Here is a 23,596-nt window from a genome sequence, read left to right on the forward strand (position 1 = left end):
ATTTTGCGGGCGCCGGGTCCTTTTTTTTAAACCCCACGGGGGTGGCACCCACGGGGGCGCGGTGTTTGGGCCCCCCACCCCCGGGGGGCTACCAAACAAATGGGTTTGGGGGGCGGGGCCCCCGGGGGGGCCCCCCCCCCCGCCCCATTCATGCCAGCCGCGGCGACGAAGGGCTGCAATTCGCAAGCCTTGTCCCTCCAGCCCGACAAAGAGCATGACAAGGAAGGATAAAAGCGAGCCGGCTGTTTCCAGGTCCAGCCTTTCGCCCAGCATCGAGAGCAGGCCCATGGCGACAAACGCCAATGCCGCCTCGACCCACAGCCGGTGCCAGGCCAGCCACAGCGGCGGCACCAGGAAGCCGAGCCAGGCAAAGCCGTCACGGATAAAGGTAGTGTCCACAGTTTCACCGCGGCCTGGCGGCTCCATCACGACATAGATGGCCATGGCGTTACCCTTTCAGGGATCCCTTGGTGGACGGAACCGCATCCGGCTGGCGCAGGTCGCGCTCAAGTGCCGAACGCAACACACGCGCCACGGCCTTAAAGCAGGTCTCGGCGATGTGGTGGTTGTTGGCGCCGTAATGATTGGTGATATGCAGCGTGATGCCGGCATTCTGCGCCAGCGCGTGGAAGAATTCGCGCACCAGCTCGGTGTCGAACGTACCGATCTTCGGCGACGAGAACGAAACATTCCAGACCAGAAAAGGCCGGCCGGAGACATCGATTGCCGCCCGCGTCAGTGTCTCGTCCATGGCGAGGTCGATCGAGGCGTAGCGCATGATGCCGCGCCGCTCGCCCAATGCCTTGGCCAGCGCCTGGCCGAGCGCGATGCCCGTATCCTCGACGGTGTGGTGGTCGTCTATATGCAGGTCGCCCTTGGCCTTCACGGTCATGTCGATCAGCGAATGGCGCGACAACTGGTCCAGCATATGGTCGAAGAAGCCGACGCCCGTCGAAATGTCGGATTTGCCCGAGCCGTCGACTTGAACCGACACGGAGATGTCGGTTTCCCTGGTCTTGCGGCTTATCTCGGCGGAACGGGGCGCCATGACCTCATCCTTGTTTCAGATTTGCACGTCAGGCGTTCACAGGCCTGAAAACGAAAGCCTTCTAGCAGCATGATCCGGCGATTGCCAGTTACCGCTGCGGAGCACTATCCGGCCCGGCGGATGGCCGGTTTGCAATCGTCCGGCCTATGCATACATATGGCCGATCAAGTCACTCGTAACGCACCGATCGCCTCGATGGGATCGGTGCTTGTCGGAGCAGGAAATGTCGAATGAACTGACCATGCATGCCACGACCATCCTGACCGTGCGCAAGGGCGGCAAGGTGGTGATCGCCGGCGACGGCCAGGTCAGCCTCGGCCAGACGATCATGAAAGGCAACGCCAAGAAGGTGCGCCGCATCGGCAAGGGCGGCAACGTCATCGCCGGTTTCGCTGGCGCCACCGCCGATGCCTTCACTCTGCTCGAGCGGCTCGAAGCCAAGCTCGAACAATATCCCGACCAGCTGACACGCGCCTGCGTCGAGCTTGCCAAGGACTGGCGCACCGACCGCTATTTGCGGCGGCTGGAAGCGATGATGCTGGTGGCCGACAAGTCGGTGTCGCTGGCGCTGACCGGCACCGGCGACGTGCTGGAGCCCGAATTTGGCGTCATGGCCATCGGCTCCGGCGGCAATTACGCGCTGGCAGCGGCACGCGCGCTGATGGACAGCGACAAGGGCGCAGAGGAGATCGCCCGCAAGGCGATGCAAATCGCGTCAGACATTTGCGTCTACACAAACAACAACTTCGTCGTCGAAACCCTCGATGCCGCCTGAGCGGAGCCTCCGCTATGGTTTTCGGCCGGTGACCCAGAGGGACCTGCCGATGATCGCCGGCTGGCTTGCCGAGCCGCACGTCGCCGAGTGGTGGGACGACCCAGAGACCGAGATTGCGGAGATCCGCGAGCATATCGACAGCATTTCGGTCGAGCCGCTGATTATCGAGCTGGACGGAAAGCCCATCGGCTATTTGCAGAGCTACGATCCGCATCTGGAGGACGGCCATCCCTATAGCGACCAGCCGTTCGGCACGCTCGGCATCGATCTGTCGATCGGCGTGCCGGAGCTTGTCGGGGTCGGCCACGGCTCCGCGATCGTCCGGCAGTTCGTCGAGCAGCTTTTCGAGGAAGGTATGCCGCGCGTCATCATCGACCCGGACCCCGCCAATGCACGGGCTATCCGTGCCTATGAAAAGGCCGGTTTTACGGCTATCGATCGCAGGAAGTCGGAATATGGCGATGCCGTGCTGATGGCGATTGATGCCCCAGAGGGTGATGCCGGACAGGGTGACGCAGAAGAGGGGCAATAGCAGCATGAGCGTATCCAGCGACAAAACCGTCTCGGCCTACGAAGACAGTTGGCGAATGGGGCTCCTGCTGGTTCTCGGCCTGGTTATCTTCCAGGCCGGGGTCCTCTACGGCATGGGGCGGACGCCGATCTGTAGCTGCGGCTATGTCAAGCTGTGGCACGGCATCGTGCAAAGCTCCGAGAATTCCCAGCATATTTCCGACTGGTACAGCTCCTCGCACATCATTCACGGCTTCCTGTTCTATGCGCTGGCGTGGTTCCTTTTCCCGCGCTCGCCGATCGGGCTCAGGCTGGCGTTTGCCGTCGTCATCGAGGGCGGCTGGGAGCTGCTCGAGAACAGTCCTTTCATCATCGACCGCTACCGCGCCGGCACGATCTCGCTCGATTATTATGGCGACAGCATCATCAATTCGGTGTCGGACACGCTGGCCATGGTGCTGGGGTTTGTCATGGCGCGAAGGCTTCCTATATGGGTGATCGTCACCCTCGCCCTCATCTTCGAATTCGGTGTCGGCTATCTCATCCGGGACAATCTGACACTCAACGTGATCATGCTGCTGCATCCGTTCGAGTCCATTCGGCAGTGGCAAAGTGGAATTTAGTGATATGAGCACCTTCTCTCCCCGCGAAATCGTTTCGGAACTCGACCGCTTCATCATCGGCCAGAAAGACGCCAAGCGTGCCGTGGCGATTGCCTTGCGCAACCGTTGGCGCCGCCAGCAGCTCGAGGGCCAGATGCGCGAAGAGGTGATGCCGAAGAACATCCTGATGATCGGCCCGACCGGTGTCGGCAAGACCGAGATTTCACGCCGTCTGGCACGCCTTGCCGGTGCGCCTTTCGTCAAAGTCGAAGCCACCAAGTTCACCGAGGTCGGTTACGTCGGCCGCGACGTCGAGCAGATCATCCGCGATCTGGTCGAGATCGCCATCGGGCTGGTGCGCGAGAAGATGCGCGAGGACGTCAAGGCGCGTGCCCACATCAACGCCGAGGAACGGGTGCTCGAAGCGCTCGTCGGCAAGACGGCGAGCCCGGCCACCCGCGACAGTTTCCGCAAGAAGCTGCGCGACGGCGAGCTTGACGACAAGGAGATCGAGATCGAAGTGGCCGATACCGGCAATGGCGGCATGCCTGGCTTCGAGATCCCCGGCATGCCGGGCGCCAATATCGGCGTGCTCAACATCAACGACATGCTGTCGAAGGCGATGGGCGGCAAGAAGACCAAGTTGCGCAAGACGACCGTCAAGGAGTCCTACGGGCTGTTGATCAGCGACGAGTCCGACAAGCTGCTCGATCAGGACGAAGTGGTGCGCCAGGCACTCGAATCGACCGAGAATGACGGCATCGTCTTCCTTGACGAGATCGACAAGATCGCCTCGCGCGAAGGCGGCATCGGTGCCGGTGTTTCGCGTGAAGGTGTGCAGCGGGACCTGCTGCCGCTGGTCGAAGGCACCACGGTTGCGACCAAATATGGACCGGTGAAGACCGACCATATCCTGTTCATAGCCTCGGGCGCGTTCCACGTCGCCAAGCCCTCCGACCTGCTGCCGGAATTGCAGGGCCGCCTGCCGATCCGCGTCGAGCTGCGGGCGCTGGAGAAGGACGATTTCGTCCGCATCCTCACCGAGACCGAAGCCAGCCTGATCAAGCAGTATATCGCGCTGATGAAGACCGAAGGCGTCGACCTGGTCTTCACCGATGACGCGATCGATTCGTTGGCCGGCATCGCCGTGGACCTTAACGCCAGCGTCGAGAATATCGGCGCCAGGCGGCTGCAGACGGTGATGGAACGGGTACTGGACGACATCTCCTATGACGCGCCGGACCGTAACGGCACCTCGGTGACAATCGATGCCGCCTATGTCGAGAAGCATGTCGGCGACCTCTCCAGAAACACGGACTTGTCGCGTTTCATCTTGTAAGAGACTCTTGATTCTCCAAGAGGCCGGGAATTACCCCCGGCCTCCGTCAAATTCGGCCCGGCATTCCGGAGGTGTGGCCAAATGGAAGCATCCGGCAAGCTTTCGTCCCGTCCGGTGCAGGCGTCTCTCGACTCCCGGTGGAGCATTACCTAGTTTGCCGCCGATTATTTTGGGCGGCGGCGCATGAAAAAACTGATCCTCGTCATTTTGGGGCTGACGCTGGCGACAGCGATGTTCGCCGCGCAAGCGGCAACGATGGTGCCGCCGGGCAACCGCAACACCGAGCAGCCTGACATACCGGGCGCATCGAGCCGGCGCACCCAGGCGACCAACACCACCTTCCAGGCGAAATACCGCAAAGTCTTTGCGCTGCTCCAGAACGATGCCGCGCTGCGCGGCAAGATCAAGCAGGCAGCCGCGGCCTATGGCATCGACCCAATGCATATCGTCGGCGCCATCGTCGGCGAGCACACCTACAATGTCGATGCCTACGACCGGCTGCAGACCTACTACGTCAAGGCGATCTCGTATTTATCGAGCAAGCTCTCCTTCGCCTATGACGGCGAGGACATCACCGATTTCGTGCAGCGGCCGCAATTCGCCAAATGCGCCGGGAAGTCCGATAGCTACGACCTATGGGAGTGCCGCGAGCAGGTGTGGAACCGGTCGTTCCGCGGCAAGACCGTCAACGGCGAGAGCTTCCCCAACGACCGCTTCGGTGCCACTTTCTTCCAACCTTATTATGCCGGCCAGACTTTTGGCCTTGGCCAGCTCAATCCGTTGACGGCGCTGGAAATGAGCGACCTCGTGCACAAGGTTTCCGGCCTGCCGGAACTCGACGTCGGCGACCCCAACGCGGTCTACAAGACCATCATGGATCCTGACCTGACACTGCCTTATGTCGCAGCAACGATCCGGAAATCGATCGACGCCTATAGAAGCATCGCCGGCTTCGACATCTCAGGCAATCCCGGCATCACGTCGACGCTCTACAATGTCGGCAACCCCGAACAGCGCGCCTATGCGCTGAAGGCCGAGAACGACAAGCGCCGCGCTGCGGGCGAGCCGGAAAAACTGCCTGAGGAAAATTACTACGGCTGGCTGATCAACGACAAGCTGCCGGAGCTGAAAGCGCTGTTTTAGCCAAACGCGTTCGGCCAACTATCCACGCCCTCAGCTCACGCCGCCAGCAGCGACTTCAGCTTGACGGTGTGCGAGCCTAGCGCTTCCGGCGCCGGCTTTGCCTGCTTTGCAATCAGCATCTCGGCCAGCCTTATGTCACGGGCGACCGCGTTGCCGGGGCCGATGCCGCTTGCCGCAACCAGCCTGCCGTCCTCGGCCAGATGAAACAGGATGAAGGCGCCGTCGCCAACGTCGCGGCGAACGATGCTGCGGCCTTCGTCCGACAGGCCGGCGATCTGCAGGGTCAATCCGTACTGATCTGACCAGAACCAAGGCACCGCCGAATGCGCCTCGCCGGCGCCAAGCATGTTCCTTGCGGCGAGTGCGCCCTGCTCCTGCGCATTGCGCCAGGCTTCCAGCCGCACGCGCCGGCCGCCATAGATAGCGAGCGGAAACGAACAGCAATCGCCGGCTGCAAAGATATCCCGGTCGCTGGTGCGAAGCTCGGCGTCGACGGCGACACCATTGTCGATGGTCAGCCCCGCCTCCGCGGCAAGTCCGGTCACCGGCACGGCGCCGATACCGATCACGGCAAGATCGGCGACAATGTCGTGCCCACCGGCAAGCGCGATGCGCACTTCGGCGCCGTCATCGGCAATGGCCGCGATGCCCTCGCCGCACAGGATTTTTACGCCTTCGGCTTCATGCGCCTGATGGATGACCTGCGCGATCTCGGCCGGCACGCCCCGCATCAGAATGCGCGGCTGCGCCTCGATGACGGTGACCGCGGCACCCAGCCTGCGCGCCGCCGCGGCGAGCTCGAGCCCGATGAAGCCGCCGCCGACTATGGTGATGCGATTGCCGGCGTTGAGATGGGCACGAATGGCCAGCGCGTCGTTGAAGGTTCGGAGGTAGACGCAGCGCCCGCCAAGGCCCGGCATAGGTAGTTTGCGCGGCACCGACCCGGTCGCCAGCAGGAGCTTGTCGTAGGCCAGGGCGGAACCGTCTGACAGGCGCACGACATGCGCCGTGCGGTCGATCGCCACAGCCAGAACCGAATGGATATGCCGGATAGAGCGCTCGGCCAGGATCGCGTCGCTGGCGATCGCCTTGATCAGGGGCGCGTCGGCGACCATCGCGTCTTTCGACAGTGGTGGGCGCTCATAGGGAAGATGCGGCTCGTCGCCGACCAAGGTTACGGGGCCATTATAGCCTAGCTCGCGCAGCGCAAGGGCGGCGCGCCCGCCGCATTCGCCGGCGCCGATGACGACCATTCCCTTCGTCATCATCAACCGATCCGGACCAGGACTTTGCCGGCGTCGACTTTGACCGGATAGGTCCTTAGATCGACGCAGACCGGCGCGCCCCTGGCAGCCCCCGTCTTGTAGTTGAAGCGGCCATTGTGCTTCGGGCACTCGATGATGTCGTCCATGACCAGCCCGTCGGCCAGATGCACCTTCTCATGCGTGCAAAGCCCGTCGGTGGCGAAATACTCGTCGTCGGGGCTGCGATAGATAGCAAAGGTGCGGCCGCCATGGTCGAAGCGCATCACGTCCTCTTCGTCGATGTCCTCGGCGTCACAGGCCTCGACCCAGTCGCTCATTTACGGTCCCTCGATTTTGGGTGCCTCGGCATGGGCTTGTCATTCGGCAGCCACCGCAGCGGCAGCGTTGTCGTTGTGGAAGTCCTCGCGATAGGGCCTCGCCGTCGGCGGCAGTTCGCGCTTGATGAAATAATCCTCATTGCGCAGCTGGCGCAGGAAGGTCGGTATCATCTCGCGGTAGCCGGCCAGGATGGACGGTGTCGGCGCCGGCAGATCGTGCTTGATCAGCTCATGCAGCCTGGGCAGCGCATGATAGGGCACCATTGGAAACATGTGATGCTCGACGTGGTAGTTCATGTTCCAGTAAATGAAGCGGCTTATCGGGTTCATGTAGACGGTGCGGCTGTTGAGCCGGTGATCGGTGACGTTTTCAGCCAGGCCGCCATGCTGCAGCAGGCCGACCATGACATGGTGCCACGCGCCGTAAAGCCTGGGCAGCCCGACCAGCATCAGCGGCAGGAACGAGCCCGTGTAGAGCGCCAGCACAATGGTCGCGGCATAGACTGTCGTCCAGATGCGGGCAATGCCAATTGCCTTCGGCTGCTCCTGCTCGGGAATGAAGGTTCTTTCGGCCGGGCTGACGATACCGGCTGCATTGCGCAGCATGTCGCTCATCGCATGCCAGGCGTCGAGAATGCCGACGAAGTTGAGCACGACGCGCAGCAGATCGGGCGGACGCATCACCGATATCTCAGGATCGCGGCCGACGATGATGGTATCGGTATGGTGGCGCGTATGGCTCCAGCGCCAGGTCACCGGATTGCGCATGATCATGAAGCAGGCGATCTGATAGACCACGTCGTTCATCCACTGCGTCCTGAAGGCGGTGCCGTGGCCGCATTCGTGCCAGCGTGAATCGGTGGAGGAACCGTAGAGGACGCCATAGGCGAAGAAGAACGGCACGCACCACCAGCTGCCCCAGAACCAGGCGGCGCCGGCTCCGCTCAGGATTAAGGCGCCGAGCCAGATGACCGTATCGCGGATCGCCGGGCCGTCGGAGCGCTGCATCAGCTCCTTCATCTGCTTGCGTGGCACGTCCGTGTGATACCACTCGGCCGCCGCCAGCCCGCTCTCGACGGCGAGCTTCGCGTCGCGGCCGATCAGGCTGTAGTCACGCCGGGACGCTGCTGTGGCGATCGTGTTCCCGGTTCGGAGTCCAATATCCACCATGGCGGAGGCCTCGATCATAGTCGGTCCGCATTCAAATAACGCCGAAGCCTGATAGGCTCAATATCACAAAGATAGTTTCTATCATTTCCATCATAATGGTGTAAAAGCCGGACAATAGAGCGAGGCAGCGATGGCGAAACGGCCGACGATTACCGACCTGGCACGCATTTCGGGGGTCAGCGTTGCCACCGTCGACCGGGTGCTGAACAACCGGTTGCCGGTGCGCGAGGAAACCGCGCGCCGCGTCTATGAAGCGGCGACCAGCATTGGCTATCACGCAGCCGGGCTGATCAAGCAGCGGATGCGCCATGAATTGCCGGAGTATCGGCTCGGGTTCCTGCTGTTGCGGCGGGAGGACGTCTTCTACAGCGAATTTGCCCGCGAGCTTGAACTGGCGGTGTCGCAGTCGCCGCGCTTTCGCGGCGTGGCGACCATCGACTTCGCCGGCTCGCTGGCGCCGGACGAGATCGTCGAGCGGATGCGCAAGCTGGCCGCCAAATCCAGGGCCGTCGCCCTGGTCGGGCCTGATCACCCGACACTGACGGTCGCCGTCGAGGCTCTCAAAGCCAATAGCGTACCGGTGTTCTCCCTGCTTTCCGACTTTGCGTCCGGTATTCGCGAGGGCTATGTCGGCCTGGACAATCGCAAGGTCGGCCGCACCGCTGCCTGGATGATCTCGAAGGCTGCGAAGAGGCCTGGCAAGGTTGCCCTCTTCGTCGGCAGCCATCGCTTCCATGGCCATGAGCTTCGCGAGATCGGTTTTCGCTCCTTCTTTCGCGAGCAGGCGCCGGAATTCACTCTGCTCGAGACGTTGGTCAATCTGGAAGCGAACCAGATCACGCATGATGCAATGATCGAGCTTCTAACCCGACACCCTGATCTCGTCGGCTGCTATGTCGCCGGTGGCGGCATGGAAGGTGCGATCTCGGCGCTGAGGGAGGCAAAGCCGGCAGAGATGCCGGCGGTCGTCTGCAACGAGATCACGCCCGACTCCCGCTCGGCGCTGGCGGATAATTTCCTGACGATGGTGATCTCGACGCCACTGGCAGCGCTTTGCCGCGAGCTTGTCGGGCTGATGGCGCATGCCATCGAGAGCGGCGCTGCGAATGCGCCGGGCCAGACCTTTCTGCCCTTCGACATCTATCTGCCGGAAAACATCTGACGTCGCGGTCATTGGCGGCAGACATGATGTTATCTATCAGAACGCTTTCAGGCTTGGCTTGCCTGAGCGTCCGTCCAAAAGCGCTTGAAATGCCGAAAATCCATCCTTCATGGCGAAATCTCGCTTGACGCCCACGCGAAATGGAATAAATATTTCACCAACTGAGCATTTTGGTTCTTTCGTTCCGGAAGATCTGTTTCAGGCAAATGCCTCCGGAACTAAAATGGCAATCGGGAGAGCATTCCCTGCGAGATCGGGGATTCCGGGTAGATCGGTGCAGCCGGACACCAATGTGGAGGAGAATCAAATGAAAAAACTGCTTTTGGGCGTCGCGTTCGCGGCGCTTATGAGTTCGTCCGCCTTCGCTGCCAAGATCGGCGTGTCGATGGCGTTGTTCGACGACAATTTTCTCACCGTGCTGCGCAACGGCATGATCGAGCAGGCCAAGGGCATGGACGGCGTCGAACTGCAGGTGGAGGATGCGCAGAACGACGTCGCCAAGCAACTCGACCAGATCAAGAACTTCGCCGCCTCGGGCGTCGACGCCATCATTGTCAACCCGGTCGACACCTCGGCGACCCAGGCGATGTCGGACGCAGCCGCCGCTGCCAAGATTCCACTGGTCTATGTCAATCGCGAGCCGGTCAACGTCGACACGCTGCCCGACAATCAGGCCTTCGTCGCCTCGAACGAAGCCGATTCCGGCACGCTCGAGACCAAGGAGGTCTGCCGCCTGTTCAAGGAGGCCGGCAAGACTGAAGCCAACGTCTATGTGATCATGGGCGAGCTGTCGAACCAGGCAGCAGTGCAGCGCACCAAGGACATTGACGACGTGATCGCCACGCCGGAGTGCAGCTTCATCAAGATCATCGATAAGCAGACGTCGAACTGGAAGCGCGAAGAAGCGCAGAACCTGATGACCAACTGGCTGTCGACCGGCAAGCCGTTCGACGGCGTCATCGCCAACAATGACGAAAGCGCGATCGGCGCCATTCAGGCGATGAAGGCCGCCAACATCGACATGAAGTCGGTTGTCGTCGGCGGCGTCGACGCTACCCAGGACGCGCTTGCGACGATGCAGGCGGGCGATCTCGATGTGACGGTGTTCCAGGACGCGGCCGGCCAGGGCGCCGGCGCGCTTGACGCGGCGCTCAAGCTGGCGAAGGGCGAAAAGGTCGAGCACAAGGTCTACATCCCGTTCCAATTGGTCACGCCGGCGAATATCGACAAGTTCCTGAAGAAGAACTGAGGCAGCGGACCGGAGCGGCGCACCAGCGCCGCTCCTCCTTCTCTCTCGGCCTGAAGAGCGGCCGAAAGAGACTGTGGCTGACGGAGGAAGCACGATTGGCACAGACATCTCACGGCGTCGGCGGGCTCAGTTATGATGCGAAGCGGCGTGCATGGCCGGCCGAATTCAACGTCTTCCTGGCGCTCGTCATCCTGGTCGGCGCTTTCGAGCTGATCGGCCGGGTCTTCCTGGGCGACAGCTTCCTGTTCAATACCCGCGACAATATCGATGCGATCTTCAACGAAGCGCGCCTGCAGATCATCATCCTGCAGGTGTCGATCGTCGGCATCATTGCCATCGGCGTGACGCAGGTGATCATTACCGGCGGCATCGACCTGTCCTCAGGTTCGATCGTCGGCGCCACGGCAATGATCGCCATGAGCTTCGCCCAGGTGGCGACCGTCAACGGCAACCCGAACCCCAAGGCGATGTTCATCGCCCAGGGCTGGACCGACCTGCCGGTGATCGTGCCGGTGCTGGTCGCGATCGGCTGCGGACTGCTGGCCGGCCTGGTCAACGGTGCATTGATCGCCTACACCCGCATTCCGCCGTTCATCGCCACGCTCGGCATGATGGTGACCGCGCGCGGTATCGCCAAATGGTGGTCGAAGGGACAGCCGATCTCGTTTCCGACCGAGAGTTTCGCCGCCATCGGCAAGGGGCTGATGCCGGTCATCATCTTCATATCGCTCGCGGTGCTGTTTCAGCTGATCCTGAGCTACACCAAATATGGCAAGCACTGCTATGCAATCGGCTCCAATGAGGACGCCGCGCGCATGTCCGGCATCAACATCGCCAACCACAAGATCCTCGTCTACGTCATTGCCGGCGTCCTCGCCGCGCTCGCCGCCGTGGTGCTGAGCTCGAAGAATCTCACCGCCCAGGCCGGCATGGGTGTGATGTACGAGCTCGACGCGATCGCCATGGCGGTTATCGGCGGCGTCTCGCTGTCGGGCGGCCGCGGCTCGATTATTGGGACGGTGATCGGCTCGCTGATCTTCGGCGTCATCATCTCCGGCTTCACCTTTCTGCGCCTCGACGCCTATTATCAGGAGATGGTCAAAGGCGTGATCATCGTCGGCGCAGTCGTTCTCGACCAGTGGCGCCAACGCCTGCGGGCAATGAGGGCTTGACCATGTCGGACATCGTCCTGAAGACGGAAAACCTGACCAAGTATTATGGCGGCGTCCATGCGCTGGAGGGTGCCAACTTCGAGCTGCGCAAGGGCGAGCATGTCGCTATCATGGGCGACAACGGCGCTGGCAAATCGACCTTCGTACGCCAGATCACCGGCGTCGAGCAGCGCACCAGCGGCAGGATGTGGTTCGACGGCAAGGAAGTGAATTTTGCCGGTCCGATCGAAGCCCGCGAGGCGGGCATCGAGACGGTGTTCCAGAACCTGGCGCTCGCCGACGACCTCGACGTGCCGTCGAACCTGTTCCTCGGCCGCGAGCGGGTGCTGTTCAATCTAGGACCCTTCTCGATCCTCGATCGCAAGTTCATGCGCAAGGCGACCGAGGCAGCCTTGGTCCGCACGGCGGTCAAGATCCCCAATCTTTCCAACACCATCCGCCATATGTCGGGCGGCCAGCGCCAGTGCGTGGCAATTGCCAGAACCGCGACCTTTGCTTCCAAGCTCATCATCATGGATGAGCCGACCGCGGCACTCGGCGTGCAGGAGACGATGCAGGTCGAAAACATCATCCGTACGCTGAAGGAAAATGGCGAACCGCTGATCCTGATCTCTCACAACATGCGCCAGGTGTTCGACCTGGTCGACCGCATCGTCGTTTTCCGGCGCGGCCGCATCGTCGCCAATTTGCGCAAGCAAGACACCGACGGCAACGATATCGTCTCCTACATCACCGGCGCCAAGACCGGGCAGGCGGAGCTTGCGGCGTAACGGCAACGAGGCCACAGGCGCTGACACGCCTTCCCTTCCCAACCATCCTCAAAGGAAATTCTTCATGCCTCTTCGCTTTGCTCTTCTCGGTGCCGGCCGTATCGGCAAGGTCCATGCTCGCGCCGTTGGTTCCAATCCGCAGGCCAGGCTGGTTGCAGTTGCCGACGCCTTCGAGAAGGCGGCGACCGATCTGGCCTCTGCCTATGGCGCCGAAGTGCGCAGCATCGATGCCATCGAGAAGGCCGGCGACATCGACGCGGTCGTCATCTGCACGCCGACCGACACTCATGCCGATCTGATCGAGCGCTTCGCCAAGGCAGGTAAAGCGATTTTCTGCGAAAAGCCGATCGACCTCGACGCCGCCAGGGTGGAACGTTGCCTGGCCGTCGTCGACAAAGCCGGCGCCACCCTGATGGTCGGCTTCAACCGCCGCTTCGATCCGCATTTTGCCGCCGTGCGCAAGGCGATCGACGACGGCGCCATCGGCACCGTCGAAATGGTGACGATCACCTCGCGCGATCCCGGCCCGCCGCCGCTCGACTATATCGGCCGCTCGGGCGGCATCTTCCGCGACATGACCATTCATGATTTCGACATGGCGCGCTTCCTGCTCGGCGAGGAGCCGGTGGCGGTCAGCGCGCACGCTTCGGTGCTGGTCGACAAAAAGATCGGCGAAGCCGGCGACTTCGACAGCGTCAGCGTCATTCTCGAAACCGCCTCCGGCAAGCAATGCGTCATCTCCAACTCGCGCCGCGCCACCTATGGCTACGACCAGCGCATCGAGGTGCATGGCTCGAAAGGCATGATCGCGGCCGAAAACCAGCGGCCGGTGTCGATCGAACTGGCCAACGAGAAAGGTTATACGCGGCCGCCGCTGCACGATTTCTTCATGACCCGTTATCTCGACGCCTATGCCAACGAGATCGCCGCCTTCATCGCGGCAGCGACGTCGGGCAAGAAGGCGGTGCCGAGCGGCAGGGATGGCCTGGTGGCGCTCAGGCTGGCAGATGCGGCGCTGAAATCGGCCAAGGAAGGCAAGACCGTCCGCCTCGACAAAACAATCTGACTATCAAGCACCGGAGCAAGGCGATGAACGGTTCAGCCGGTCGCAATTCCGAAACACGCGCCATCGTCACCGGCGGCGCACAAGGCATCGGCTTTGCCGTCGCCGAAGCGCTGGCCGATGAGGGCTGCCGGGCGCTGGCGCTGATCGGCCGCTCGAAAGCGAAGGGCGACAAGGCTGTCGCCGCTCTCAAGCGGGCAGGCGTCGATGCCATCTTCATCAGCGCCGACGTCTCAAAAGTGGCCGACTGCAAGCGTGCGGTCGAAATGGCGATTGGCCATTTCGGTACGGTTAACGCGCTGGTCAACGCCGCTGCCACCTCGGCTCGCGGCTCGCTGGTCGAGACCTCCGAGGATCTCTTCGACCAGATATTCCAGACCAATGTGCGCGGCCCGTTTTTCCTGATGCAGGGCGTGGTGGCGCATTTGCTGGCGCGCAAGGCACCGGGCTCGATCGTCAACGTGCTGTCGATGTCGGCGCATTGCGGCCAGTCGTTCCTGGCATCCTATTCGTCGAGCAAGGGTGCGCTGGCGACACTGACCAAGAATGTCGCCAATGCCTATCGCGGCAATCGCATCCGCTGCAATGCGGTGCTGCCCGGCTGGATGGACACCGAGGGCGAAGCGATCGTGCAGAAAAAATGGCACGACGCGCCGGACGACTGGCTGGAAAGGGCCGAGGCCGCGCAGCCGATGGGTCAATTGGTGAAACCGGCACAGCTTGCCCGGTTGATCAGCTATATGATCAGCCCGCAGTCCGGCGTCATGACCGGATCGCTGGTCGACTACGACCAGAGCATCACCGGGGCGTCGCCGGAGTAGTGTCGCGGCGCACCCTGACGCTCTGGTCAATGGGCAGAACGCCCATCGCTTCGTCATCCTGGGGCGGAGCAAGGAGCGAAGCGACGCGGCGCAGACCCCAGGATCCATGCTGCGCCTTCAGAGCGCCGCAACGGTGCAGAATTCTGCTCCGCTGCACCCCTCGGCCAAGGTTACGGCATGGATCCCAGGGTCTTCGCGACGGAGCTTCGCTCCTGCTTCGCCCTGGGATGACGAAGTTGCGGAGGCTTCGACCAATCCCGAATTGGCTGCCAACAGGCCTCCAACCCCTCAGATCCCATGCGCAGCGCTACTACGCAGCCTCATCAGGTGCGTGACAAGCGCCGCAGTTTCGGCTATAGGGCTGGCATGATCAACCTGACCGCCACCTATTGGTACTTTAGCAACTCGCTGGCGGCGGGAGGATTGCGCTCGATCTGAAGATTGCAGCATAAAAAATCCGAACAGCCGCCAGACCTGGCGGCTTTTTTGTTTGCCGGCAGGTCTCCTAAAGCATGATCCCGAAAAGTGGCATCCGGTTTTCGGAAAAGATCATGCTCCAAACAAACAGGAGCAGAAAGCCGTGTTGACGACCACAGACGATCTTCGGGTCAAAGAAATAAGGGAATTGAGCACGCCGGACGAGGTGATGCGGGAGATACCGCGCACGCTGACGGCGACGCGCACCGTTGCCGCATCACGCAACGCGATCCACGCCGTGCTGACCGGCGCCGACGACCGGCTGGTGGTTGTCGTCGGCCCCTGTTCGATCCACGACCCGGCCGCTGCCGTAGACTATGCCAGTCGTCTGGCGACGCTGCGCGAAAGCCTGTCGGACCGGCTGGAGATCGTGATGCGGGTGTATTTCGAGAAGCCGCGCACGACGGTCGGCTGGAAAGGCCTGATCAACGATCCCGATCTCGACGGCAGCTTCAACATCGACAAGGGGTTGCGGATGGCCCGCAACGTGCTCTCCGCGGTCAACAATCTCGGCCTTCCGGCGGCCACCGAATTCCTCGATATGGCCACCCCGCAATATATTGCCGACCTCGTCGCCTGGGGAGCGATCGGCGCGCGCACGACCGAGAGCCAGATCCATCGCGAACTGGCGTCAGGCCTGTCCTGCCCGGTCGGCTTCAAGAACGGCACCGACGGCAATTTGCGGATCGCCGCCGAAGCCGTGAAATCCGCCGCCCAGCCGCATCATTTCATGGCAGTGACGAAAGGTGGGCGCAGCGCCATCGCTATGACCACCGGCAACGAGGACTGCCACGTCATCCTGCGCGGCGGTATTGTGCCTAATTATGACGCGGCAAGCATTGCTGCTGCCTGCGCGGAACTCGGCCGGATCGGCGTGGCGCCGCGGCTGATGATCGATGTCAGCCACGCCAACAGCAACAAGAAGCCGGAAAACCAGCCAGGGGTGGCAGCCGAGGTGGCGTGCCAGGTCGCGGCGGGCGACGAGCGCATCATCGGCGTTATGATCGAGAGCAACCTTGTCGCCGGCCGGCAGGATGTCGTGCCCGGCAAGCCGCTTGTCTATGGCCAGAGCATCACCGATGGCTGCATCGACTGGGCAACCACCGAGACGGTGCTTTACGGCCTTGCCGAGGCCGTCGAGCGGCGCCGGTCGGTGCGCCGCGCCATGATATCAAGCCGTCCGGGAGCCGCATGACCCGGCCGGCGCCGCTGCCACGAACGTTGCCCTTCAGGCTCGGAATTCACGCCGCCTTCAAGCCTTCCCAGACGGTGAGCGCCGAAACCGCAACGAGAAGCAGTCCGGCCGCCCGGCCGGCAAGAGCGGTTGCCCTTGGATTGGCGACCAGCAGATCCCGGCTGCGACCGGCGGTAATTGCGAGTCCGCCATAGACAGCGAACTGCGTGGCGATCGTCATCAGCCCCATGATGATCGCCTGCATCCAGATCGGACCGTAATCCGGCCTCAGAAACTGCGGATAGACGGCAAGAATAAAGAGATAGGCCTTTGGATTGATCAGGCAGGTCATGATCCCCTGGCGAAAGGCCTTCCATGCGGAGCGGCTGGCGGCAGGGCCGTCATGGCCGACGGTGATGGAGCTGCGCATCAGCGTGATGCCGATAAAGGCCATGTAGGCGGCGCCGGCAATCAGCAGCGGATTGAAGAGGATCGGCAAGAAATGCATGAGCAGGCCGACGCCGAGCGCGCCGTTCAGCGTATGCACCACGCCGCCCAGCATGAGGCCGCCGGTCGCCGCAAGCCCTCTGCTGCTGCCGCCGGTCAGCGCATTGGCAAGCACGAAAAGCATGTCCATGCCGGGCACGATGATGATGCCGACAAGGAGGAGAAAGAAGAGCCAGAGGTTTGCCGCGTAGTCCATGTCAGTTGCCTGTCGCCTCATGCAGGCGAGCTGCAGAGGAACTTGTTGATTTTCAATCCGATAGGCGATCCTATAGGTCAGTCCAACTGACGAGGTGTTGTCAGTTGCCTTCGGGCCGAGTGAGGGAATGCGCAAGGCGTCGCGTCTGTTCGAGATCATCCAGATCCTGCGGCTGGCGAGGAAGCCGGTGACGGCGGCAATGATCGCCGAGCGGCTGGAAGTGACCGTGCGCTCGGTCTATCGCGACATTGCCGCGCTGCAGGCGATGCGGGTGCCGATCGAGGGCGGGCGCGGCATCGGCTACATACTGCGTCCTGGCTTCGACTTGCCGCCGTTGATGTTTTCGATCGAGGAGATGGAGGCGATCGTACTGTCTCTCGCGCTGCTCGAACGCACGGGCGACAGCGAGCTCAAGCAGGCGGCCAAGCGCGTCAGCGCCAAGATTGCCGGCGCGGTGCCGCCGCCTTTGCGCCAGACGCTCGACGCCAATCAGTTGCATGCATGGGGTTTTGCCGCGCCATCCGCCTCCGCGGTCGATCTGGCGTTGGTGCGCCGTGCCATCCGCGACGAGGCCAAGCTGGACCTTTCCTACCGCGACGAACTGGGCCGAGCCACCGAGCGCATCATCTGTCCGATCGCCCTCATCTACTACTCCGAAACCGCCAACATCGTTGCCTGGTGCGAGCTGCGCCGGGCAATCCGCAATTTCCGCAGCGACCGGATCGAGGATTGCCAGGCGACGGGACTATGGTTCAAGGGTGAAGGCGACGGTTTGCGGCAGGTCTGGGTGAACGGGTGGGAAACGGACACCTCGGCCGCAGGCGGCTGAAGCGGCCACTGTGAAGCGGATGCCGGGCAGGGCTACCTCACGTCCTCCCAGCGGCTCTCACTGAACGACCTGGCCATCGCGTGCACGGTGCGCTCGATCTCCAGGCCTTCTTCGAAATCGATGATGCGCGCCGGCTTGCCGGCCAGCCGCGTCAAAAGTTCCCTGCATTCGATGATCTTGAGGTCGTTGAAGCCAAGCCCGTGGCCGGGTGCCGGCAGGAAGGCGTCGTAGGGCTTGTGGTGCGGCGCCACCAGGATCGTGCGATAGCCTTGCTCGGTCGGCCGGTCGGCTGTCAGATAGAGCTGGAACTCATTCATCCGCTCCTGATCGTACAGGATCGAGCCCTTCGAGCCAAAAATCTGGATGGCGATCCGGCCTTTGCGGCCCCAGGCCGAACGGTTGACCAGCAGCGTGCCGGCGATGCCGTTTTCGAGATGCATCAGGATACTGGCGATGTCGTAGGTTTCGACCGTGCGGCGCCCGCCCGAGGCGACGCGGCGTTCGGCATAGGGTTTGGCCATGTCGCACATGACGCGGGCAACGCGGCCGAACAGCACGGCGATGAGCGAAAGCGGATGCACGGCGAAATCGTCGAGCGCGCCGTAACCGGACGCCGCCTCGTGCTTCCAGAAGAACAGCGCCTCCGGATCGGCCATGAAGTCCTCGTCCATCTCGATGCGCAGATGGTTGACCTCGCCGATGATCTTCTCGTCGAGCAGCGCGCCGATATGGCGGATTGCGGGGTTCTGGATGTAGTTATAGCCGAGCGCGGCGACTTTGCCGGACTTTTGGGCTGCCGCAGCCATTGCTTGCGCCTCCGCAAAACTCGGCGCCATCGGTTTTTCACACCACAGATGCTTCCCGGCTTCGAGGATGGCGATGGCCATTTCCGGGTGGAACTGGTTCGGCGTGGTCAGCGAGATGACATCGACGTCGGGATCGTCGACCACCGCGCGCCAGTCACCGGAGGCCCTGGCGAAGCCGAATTCGCTGGCACGGCGTTTGGCAAGGTCCTCGTTGACCTCGCCCAGATGAACCAGCCTTGGCTTGTCCACATCGGGAAAGACGGTACCAACCGCGTTCCAGGCAATGGCGTGGCACTTACCCATGAAGCCCGTGCCGATAAGACCTACCCCGACCATCCGCTTGCCTCCCTGTGTGCAAAGTTTGTGTGGATGAATTAGTCCAATTTGTCTGCAGATGGAACGCTTGTCTCATTTTTTATGGTGTTCTTGCACAGGCCCGCTATGATGGGGCACAGAGGGAACCAGACGATGAGCCTGGGCGGAGCGACGATGGACGAACGGGTGCCGCGCGATTTCGAGACGCTGCGGGCGACGATCCTGGAGCGGCGCCAGAGCCTGCCGAAACGTATCGCCCAGATCGCCGCCTATGCGCTCGACAACCCAGACGATATCGCCTTCGGCACCGCCGCCAGCATCGCCGCTTCCGCCGGTGTCCAGCCTTCGACGCTGATCCGCTTTGCCCAGCAGCTTGGTTTTGATGGTTTCACCAGCCTGCAGTTGGTGTTTCGCGAGCGTCTGCGCGAGCGCAACTCGTCCTATGATGAAAGGCTGGCGGCATTGCGCGCCAAGGCCGAGGAAGGCGCCGGCCACCGCGCGATTTTCGACGGTTTTGTTGCCGCAGCCAGCACCTCGCTCAACGACATTTCGCGCACGCTGAATGAAGACCATTTCGAAGATGCGATCGCCGTGCTGGCCAAGGCCGAAACCATTTACGTCCTGGCCAAGCGGCGCTCCTACCCGGTCGCCTCCTACATCGCCTACGCATTGGGCAAGCTCAAGATCCGCAACCAGCTGATCGAATCGGCCGCCGGCCTCAATGCGGAGATGATCGGCTTTGCCTCTCCAAGGGACGCCGTCATCGCCATAAGCTTTTCGCCCTATGCCCCGGCCACCATCGAGGAGGCGCGCATTATTTCGGAACAAGGCGTGCCGATCGTGGCGATTACCGACTCCTCCTTTTCGCCGCTCGCCCAGTTCGCCAGGGTCTGGTTCGAGGTCGCCGAGGCCGATTTCGCCGGCTTCCGCTCGCTGTCGGCGACGATGGCCTTGGCCATGGCGCTGACTGTCGCCGTCGGCGAGAAGCGGCGCGATAGCGGAAAGAAGCGCAAGCCTTAGAGCACCTCTATTGCCGTTTCGCCTCCTGCCAAAAGCCGCGCTGCGTCGCGGGCAGGCGGCGATCCGAACTGGCGGGCATACTCCCGGCTGAACTGGGAAGCACTCTCATAGCCGACAGCGAAGGCGACACGCGCCACGTTGCCCGGCTGGGCAATCAGCAGATGGCGGGCTTCCAGCAAGCGGATTTGCTTTTGATACTGGATTGGGCTCATGGCCGTTGCCGCCTTGAAGTGACGATAAAACGCAGCACTGCTCATATGGGCGATTTCGGCCAGATCCCCGACCCGGACCGGCTGATGGGGATGCGAGCGGATCCAGGCGATCGCCTGGCCAATCCGGGACAGATGGCCGTCGGCGCGCGCAAGTTCACGAAGCTTTCCGCCTTGCGGGCCTTGCAGGAGCCGAAACAGCATCTCCCGCTCGAGCATGGCCGCGAGCACGGGAATCTCCGCTGGCCGGTCAAGCAGCCGCAGCATTCGACGCAACGCGTCGAGCAGGTCGTCATCAACGGGAGAGGTGGAGAACCTGTCGCCGCCGAGGACCGGCCCGTGCTCAACGAGGAGCGCGGCGACAGCCTGCAGGTCAAGGGTCAAGCCAATGGCCAGATAAGGACGTGCGGCGCTCGCTTAGCTGGCCGGGTCGTAACGAAGAGCCCGGTCGCCGATCAGAACCGTCTTCGCGCCCTGCAATACGAATAAGACCCCCGACCCCCACACACCCGGCAATGGCGCCGTCGCGACTTCGCTGCGGCCGATCGAAACGCGGGGAATCGCCGTTCTTATTCTTCGCCCGCGCGCATGGCGGCCGGCGATTTCGATCAACTCCTGCAGCGCCTCGCTCATTGCGCCAGCATCGCGCATTCGCACCGGCCGCGCAGCAGCGTGAGAGGATTAGGCAAGAGCTGGAGAGTTTCCGGCGCGCGGCGCCCGCTGCCTCGCGCCATTTGTAGGTCTTCCACAGCAAACATGGAGACACGACATGACGACATCGAAAACTGCGCTGGTGACCGGCGCCAACAAGGTTATAGGCCGTGAAATCGCCCGGCGAATGGCGACCATGGGCTTCAAGGTCTGGCTCGGAGCCAGGAGCGCCCAACGCGGCATGGCGGCGGCGCAGGCATTGCGTGCCGAAGGCCACGACGTAGAGTGGCTTGAGCTGGGCGTCACGAGGGATGACAGACAGTGTGAAGGCGGCAGCCGAGGCGTTCGGGCAGGCCAGCCCCCGCCTCGACGTGCTGGTGAACAACGCCGGCGTCGCCATCAACTACGACCTGCCGCCGAGCCAGCAGCGGATCGCCGATGTCCAGGCCACCTACGACGTCAATGTCTTCGGCCCGATCCGCGTGACCCACGCATTCCTGCCGCTGCTGCTGGCAGCACCTGCTGCCCGATCGTGATGGTGAGCAGCTCCACCGGCTCCATCGGCCGGGCGCTGGATCCCGCCACCGCGAACCACGCCGTCAATATGATGGGCTACGGCAGCTCCAAGACAGCGTTAAACGCCATCACGGTGGCCTTCGCCAGGGAGCTCGCACCGCAAGGCATCAAGGTCAACGCCGCCGCGCCTGGCTACACTGCCACCGATCTCAACGGGTATAAAGGTCACCGTACGGTGCAGCAGGCGGCCGAGATCGTCATTCACCTGGCGACCTTGGACGCCGATGGCCCGACCGCCGGGTACTTCAACGATGATGGCCCACTTCCTTGGTAAATCAGCTGGTCTCAGTGGTAGACACTTGACGTTCGTCTGACTTCAAAGTTTCTGAACGCGCGAGCCTTGCACAGCACTTTTCAGCCTTGGGAATGCTCGTTCCATATTGACTATGGATTGGAATTATTATTTCATATTGCTGGCGCCACGCTGCCGCTCGCGCGTGTTACCCAAGACAACAAAGCCGATGGGAGGTTCGAATGGGCGAGGCCGTGGAAGCGAAATATTCGCCGCTCGACATCATCACGATCGGCCGCGCTTCCGTCGATCTCTACGGCCAGCAGATCGGCTCGCGCCTTGAGGACATTACTTCCTTTGCCAAGTCGGTCGGCGGCTGTCCGGCCAATATCGCAGTCGGCACTGCCAGATTAGGCCTGCGCTCGGCGCTGCTCACCCGCGTCGGCAATGAGCAGATGGGCCGGTTCATCCGCGAGCAGCTGACCCGCGAGGGCGTTTCGGTCCAAGGCCTCAAGGCCGATCCGGAGCGGCTGACCGCCCTGGTGCTGCTGTCGGTCGAGGATGAAGGCGTCTCGCCGATGATCTTCTATCGCAGCGATTGCGCCGACATGGCACTTTCGGAAGACGACATCGATGAGGCGTTCATCGCTTCGGCACGCGCGATCGTCGTCACCGGCACGCATTTTTCACGACCCAACAGCGACGCCGCCCAGCGCAAGGCGATCCGTGTCATGAAAGCCAAGGGCGGCAAGGTGGTGTTCGACATCGACTACCGCCCCAACCTCTGGGGTCTCGCCGGCCACGCCGAAGGTTTCGAGCGCTATGTGAAATCCGACCGCGTGTCGGCGCGGCTGAAGACGGTGCTGCCCGACTGCGATCTCATCGTCGGCACCGAAGAGGAAATCATGATCGCGTCGGGCGCAGACGATTGCCTGAGCGCGCTGAAAACCATCCGCTCGCTGTCGGCGGCAACCATCGTGCTGAAGCGCGGCGCCATGGGCTGCATCGTCTATGACGGGCCGATCAGCGACGATCTCGAGGACGGCATCGTCGGCAAGGGGTTTCCTATCGAGGTCTACAATGTGCTTGGCGCCGGCGACGCCTTCATGTCGGGCTTCCTGCGCGGCTGGCTCGGCGAGGAAAGCCTGGCGACGGCGGCGACCTGGGCCAATGCCTGCGGGGCATTTGCCGTGTCGCGGCTCCTCTGCGCACCTGAATACCCGACTTTCGAGGAATTGCAGTTCTTCCTGAAAAACGGCAGCAAGCACCTGGCGCTGCGCAAGGACGAGGCGATCAACCACATCCATTGGGCGACCACGCGCCGGCGCGACATCCCCTCGCTGATGGCGTTCGCCTGCGACCACCGCGTCCAGCTGGAGGACGTCGCGGCAAAAGCCGGCGCCGATCCGTCGCGGATCCCGGCTTTCAAGGTGCTGACTGTCAAGGCTGCGGCCAAAGTCGCGGCCGGCCGCGCCGGCTATGGCATGCTGCTCGACGAAAAATACGGGCGCGAGGCGATGTTCGAATTCGCCCACCATTCCTTCACCTGGCTCGGCCGGCCGGTCGAGTTGCCGGGTTCGCGGCCGCTTCGCTTCGAGTTCTCGCAAGACATTGGTTCGCAACTGACCGAATGGCCGGTCGACCACTGCATCAAGTGCCTGTGCTTCTATCATCCCGATGATCCGGCGGAGCTGAAGACCGAACAGCAGCAGAAACTGCGCGCTTTGTTCGAGGCCGCGCGGAAAGTGGGCAGAGAACTTCTGGTGGAGATCATCGCCGGCAAGCATGGCAAGCTCGACGACATGACCATCCCGCGCGCGCTCGAGGAACTCTACGCACTCGGCATCAAGCCCGATTGGTGGAAGCTCGAACCGCAGGCATCGCACATCGCATGGGCAAAGATCGAGGCGGTGATCCTGAAAAACGATCCGTGGTGCCGCGGGATTGTGCTGCTCGGTTTGGAAGCGCCGCAGGACGAGCTGGAAGCGGCCTTTGCCGCCACCGCCAAGGCGCCCATCGTCAAGGGCTTTGCCGTCGGCCGCACCATCTTCATCAACGCGGCCGAACAATGGCTTGCCGGCAAGATGTCGGACGATGAAGCGGTTGCCGACATGGCATCTCGCTTCGAGAGACTGACCGAGGCGTGGCTTGCCGCGCGCGGCCGCAAAGCAGCATAAGAAGGCGCGGCATAAGGACTG

22 protein-coding genes and 2 pseudogenes are annotated in these 23,596 nt (G+C 62.5%); 16 read left to right on the forward strand and 8 right to left on the reverse strand.

Going from position 1 to position 23,596, the window contains the following annotated elements:
* The coding region (locus tag NKJ35_RS13875) for a DUF2628 domain-containing protein (RefSeq protein ID WP_352647740.1) at positions 1-444 on the reverse strand (444 nt) is incomplete at its 3' end.
* A 4-nt stretch (positions 445-448) separates the two neighbouring features.
* Positions 449-1,048, reverse strand: coding sequence for an imidazoleglycerol-phosphate dehydratase HisB (gene hisB, locus NKJ35_RS13880; RefSeq protein ID WP_352647742.1), 600 nt, complete (start codon positions 1,046-1,048; stop codon positions 449-451).
* 223 nt (positions 1,049-1,271) lie between these two features.
* Here hisB and hslV point away from each other — a divergent pair, with 223 nt between their 5' ends.
* From hslV to NKJ35_RS13905, 5 genes are all read left to right on the forward strand, one after another.
* Complete coding sequence (hslV, locus tag NKJ35_RS13885; RefSeq protein ID WP_254815927.1) at positions 1,272-1,823, forward strand: ATP-dependent protease subunit HslV; 552 nt, start codon at positions 1,272-1,274, stop codon at positions 1,821-1,823.
* A complete protein-coding gene (locus NKJ35_RS13890) occupies positions 1,813-2,355 on the forward strand; it encodes a GNAT family N-acetyltransferase (protein ID WP_352647744.1) in 543 nt (180 codons plus the stop codon). Before hslV ends, NKJ35_RS13890 begins: the two co-directional genes overlap by 11 nt.
* 4 nt (positions 2,356-2,359) lie before the next feature.
* Complete coding sequence (locus NKJ35_RS13895) at positions 2,360-2,956, forward strand: DUF2585 domain-containing protein (protein WP_352647746.1); 597 nt, start codon at positions 2,360-2,362, stop codon at positions 2,954-2,956.
* 4 nt (positions 2,957-2,960) lie between these two features.
* Positions 2,961-4,274 (forward strand): ATP-dependent protease ATPase subunit HslU, encoded by a 1,314-nt coding sequence (gene hslU / locus NKJ35_RS13900; RefSeq protein ID WP_352647748.1) that lies wholly within the window; start codon positions 2,961-2,963, stop codon positions 4,272-4,274.
* 183 nt (positions 4,275-4,457) lie between these two features.
* Complete coding sequence (locus NKJ35_RS13905; protein WP_352647750.1) at positions 4,458-5,417, forward strand: DUF1402 family protein; 960 nt, start codon at positions 4,458-4,460, stop codon at positions 5,415-5,417.
* Positions 5,418-5,452: 35 nt separating this feature from the next.
* On the opposite strand, the gene NKJ35_RS13910 is transcribed toward NKJ35_RS13905, so the two are convergent.
* The 3 genes from NKJ35_RS13910 to NKJ35_RS13920 are packed head-to-tail and all read right to left on the reverse strand — an operon-like array spanning position 5,453 to position 8,169.
* The gene (locus tag NKJ35_RS13910) at positions 5,453-6,682 is read right to left on the reverse strand and encodes an NAD(P)/FAD-dependent oxidoreductase (RefSeq protein WP_352648001.1); all 1,230 of its coding nucleotides are present in this window, start codon (positions 6,680-6,682) and stop codon (positions 5,453-5,455) included.
* Positions 6,683-6,684: 2 nt separating this feature from the next.
* On the reverse strand, positions 6,685-6,999 hold the full coding sequence (locus NKJ35_RS13915; RefSeq protein WP_023677524.1) for a MocE family 2Fe-2S type ferredoxin: 315 nt from the start codon (positions 6,997-6,999) through the stop codon (positions 6,685-6,687).
* 39 nt (positions 7,000-7,038) lie between these two features.
* Positions 7,039-8,169: a fatty acid desaturase family protein gene (locus NKJ35_RS13920; protein WP_352648003.1), complete on the reverse strand. Its 1,131-nt coding sequence runs from the start codon at positions 8,167-8,169 to the stop codon at positions 7,039-7,041.
* 130 nt (positions 8,170-8,299) lie between these two features.
* Here NKJ35_RS13920 and NKJ35_RS13925 point away from each other — a divergent pair, with 130 nt between their 5' ends.
* The 7 genes from NKJ35_RS13925 to NKJ35_RS13955 all read left to right on the forward strand — a co-directional run bounded on the left by NKJ35_RS13925 (position 8,300) and on the right by NKJ35_RS13955 (position 16,078).
* Positions 8,300-9,331 carry a LacI family DNA-binding transcriptional regulator gene (locus NKJ35_RS13925; protein WP_352647753.1) on the forward strand — a complete coding sequence of 344 codons (1,032 nt, stop codon included), beginning with the start codon at positions 8,300-8,302 and terminating at the stop codon, positions 9,329-9,331.
* 307 nt (positions 9,332-9,638) lie between these two features.
* The gene (locus NKJ35_RS13930) at positions 9,639-10,580 is read left to right on the forward strand and encodes a sugar ABC transporter substrate-binding protein (protein WP_352647755.1); all 942 of its coding nucleotides are present in this window, start codon (positions 9,639-9,641) and stop codon (positions 10,578-10,580) included.
* Positions 10,581-10,675: 95 nt separating this feature from the next.
* The gene (locus tag NKJ35_RS13935; RefSeq protein ID WP_292655972.1) at positions 10,676-11,752 is read left to right on the forward strand and encodes an ABC transporter permease; all 1,077 of its coding nucleotides are present in this window, start codon (positions 10,676-10,678) and stop codon (positions 11,750-11,752) included.
* A 2-nt stretch (positions 11,753-11,754) separates the two neighbouring features.
* Positions 11,755-12,522 (forward strand): ATP-binding cassette domain-containing protein, encoded by a 768-nt coding sequence (locus NKJ35_RS13940; protein ID WP_254815918.1) that lies wholly within the window; start codon positions 11,755-11,757, stop codon positions 12,520-12,522.
* A 64-nt stretch (positions 12,523-12,586) separates the two neighbouring features.
* Positions 12,587-13,588 (forward strand): inositol 2-dehydrogenase, encoded by a 1,002-nt coding sequence (gene iolG / locus NKJ35_RS13945; protein ID WP_352647757.1) that lies wholly within the window; start codon positions 12,587-12,589, stop codon positions 13,586-13,588.
* A gap of 23 nt (positions 13,589-13,611) precedes the next feature.
* On the forward strand, positions 13,612-14,406 hold the full coding sequence (locus NKJ35_RS13950; RefSeq protein ID WP_352647759.1) for an SDR family oxidoreductase: 795 nt from the start codon (positions 13,612-13,614) through the stop codon (positions 14,404-14,406).
* Between the two features lie 580 nt (positions 14,407-14,986).
* Positions 14,987-16,078, forward strand: a complete 1,092-nt coding sequence (locus tag NKJ35_RS13955) for a 3-deoxy-7-phosphoheptulonate synthase (RefSeq protein ID WP_352647762.1) — start codon at positions 14,987-14,989, stop codon at positions 16,076-16,078.
* A gap of 46 nt (positions 16,079-16,124) precedes the next feature.
* On the opposite strand, the gene NKJ35_RS13960 is transcribed toward NKJ35_RS13955, so the two are convergent.
* Entirely contained in the window at positions 16,125-16,760 is a 636-nt protein-coding gene (locus NKJ35_RS13960; protein ID WP_352647765.1) for a LysE family translocator, read from the reverse strand.
* 127 nt (positions 16,761-16,887) lie between these two features.
* Between NKJ35_RS13960 and NKJ35_RS13965 the strand changes: the two genes are divergently transcribed.
* Positions 16,888-17,589, forward strand: coding sequence for a helix-turn-helix transcriptional regulator (locus NKJ35_RS13965; RefSeq protein WP_352647768.1), 702 nt, complete (start codon positions 16,888-16,890; stop codon positions 17,587-17,589).
* 32 nt (positions 17,590-17,621) lie between these two features.
* On the opposite strand, the gene NKJ35_RS13970 is transcribed toward NKJ35_RS13965, so the two are convergent.
* Complete coding sequence (locus NKJ35_RS13970) at positions 17,622-18,731, reverse strand: Gfo/Idh/MocA family protein (RefSeq protein WP_352647770.1); 1,110 nt, start codon at positions 18,729-18,731, stop codon at positions 17,622-17,624.
* 153 nt (positions 18,732-18,884) lie between these two features.
* Between NKJ35_RS13970 and NKJ35_RS13975 the strand changes: the two genes are divergently transcribed.
* The gene (locus NKJ35_RS13975) at positions 18,885-19,730 is read left to right on the forward strand and encodes a MurR/RpiR family transcriptional regulator (protein ID WP_352648005.1); all 846 of its coding nucleotides are present in this window, start codon (positions 18,885-18,887) and stop codon (positions 19,728-19,730) included.
* Here NKJ35_RS13975 and NKJ35_RS30905 read toward each other — a convergent pair.
* Positions 19,727-20,572 (reverse strand): annotated as a pseudogene (locus NKJ35_RS30905) (AraC family transcriptional regulator). The gene NKJ35_RS13975 and the pseudogene NKJ35_RS30905 overlap by 4 nt on opposite strands.
* Before the next feature lie 136 nt (positions 20,573-20,708).
* On the opposite strand from NKJ35_RS30905, the pseudogene NKJ35_RS13990 reads away from it, so the two are divergent.
* Both NKJ35_RS13990 and NKJ35_RS13995 read left to right on the forward strand, forming a co-directional pair.
* Positions 20,709-21,440: pseudogene (locus tag NKJ35_RS13990) on the forward strand (SDR family NAD(P)-dependent oxidoreductase).
* A 200-nt stretch (positions 21,441-21,640) separates the two neighbouring features.
* A complete protein-coding gene (locus NKJ35_RS13995; protein WP_352647772.1) occupies positions 21,641-23,575 on the forward strand; it encodes a bifunctional 5-dehydro-2-deoxygluconokinase/5-dehydro-2-deoxyphosphogluconate aldolase in 1,935 nt (644 codons plus the stop codon).
* Positions 23,576-23,596 lie beyond the last annotated feature (21 nt).

The sequence above is a fragment of the Mesorhizobium sp. M0136 genome (genome assembly GCF_040322515.1).
Classification (GTDB): domain Bacteria; phylum Pseudomonadota; class Alphaproteobacteria; order Rhizobiales; family Rhizobiaceae; genus Mesorhizobium.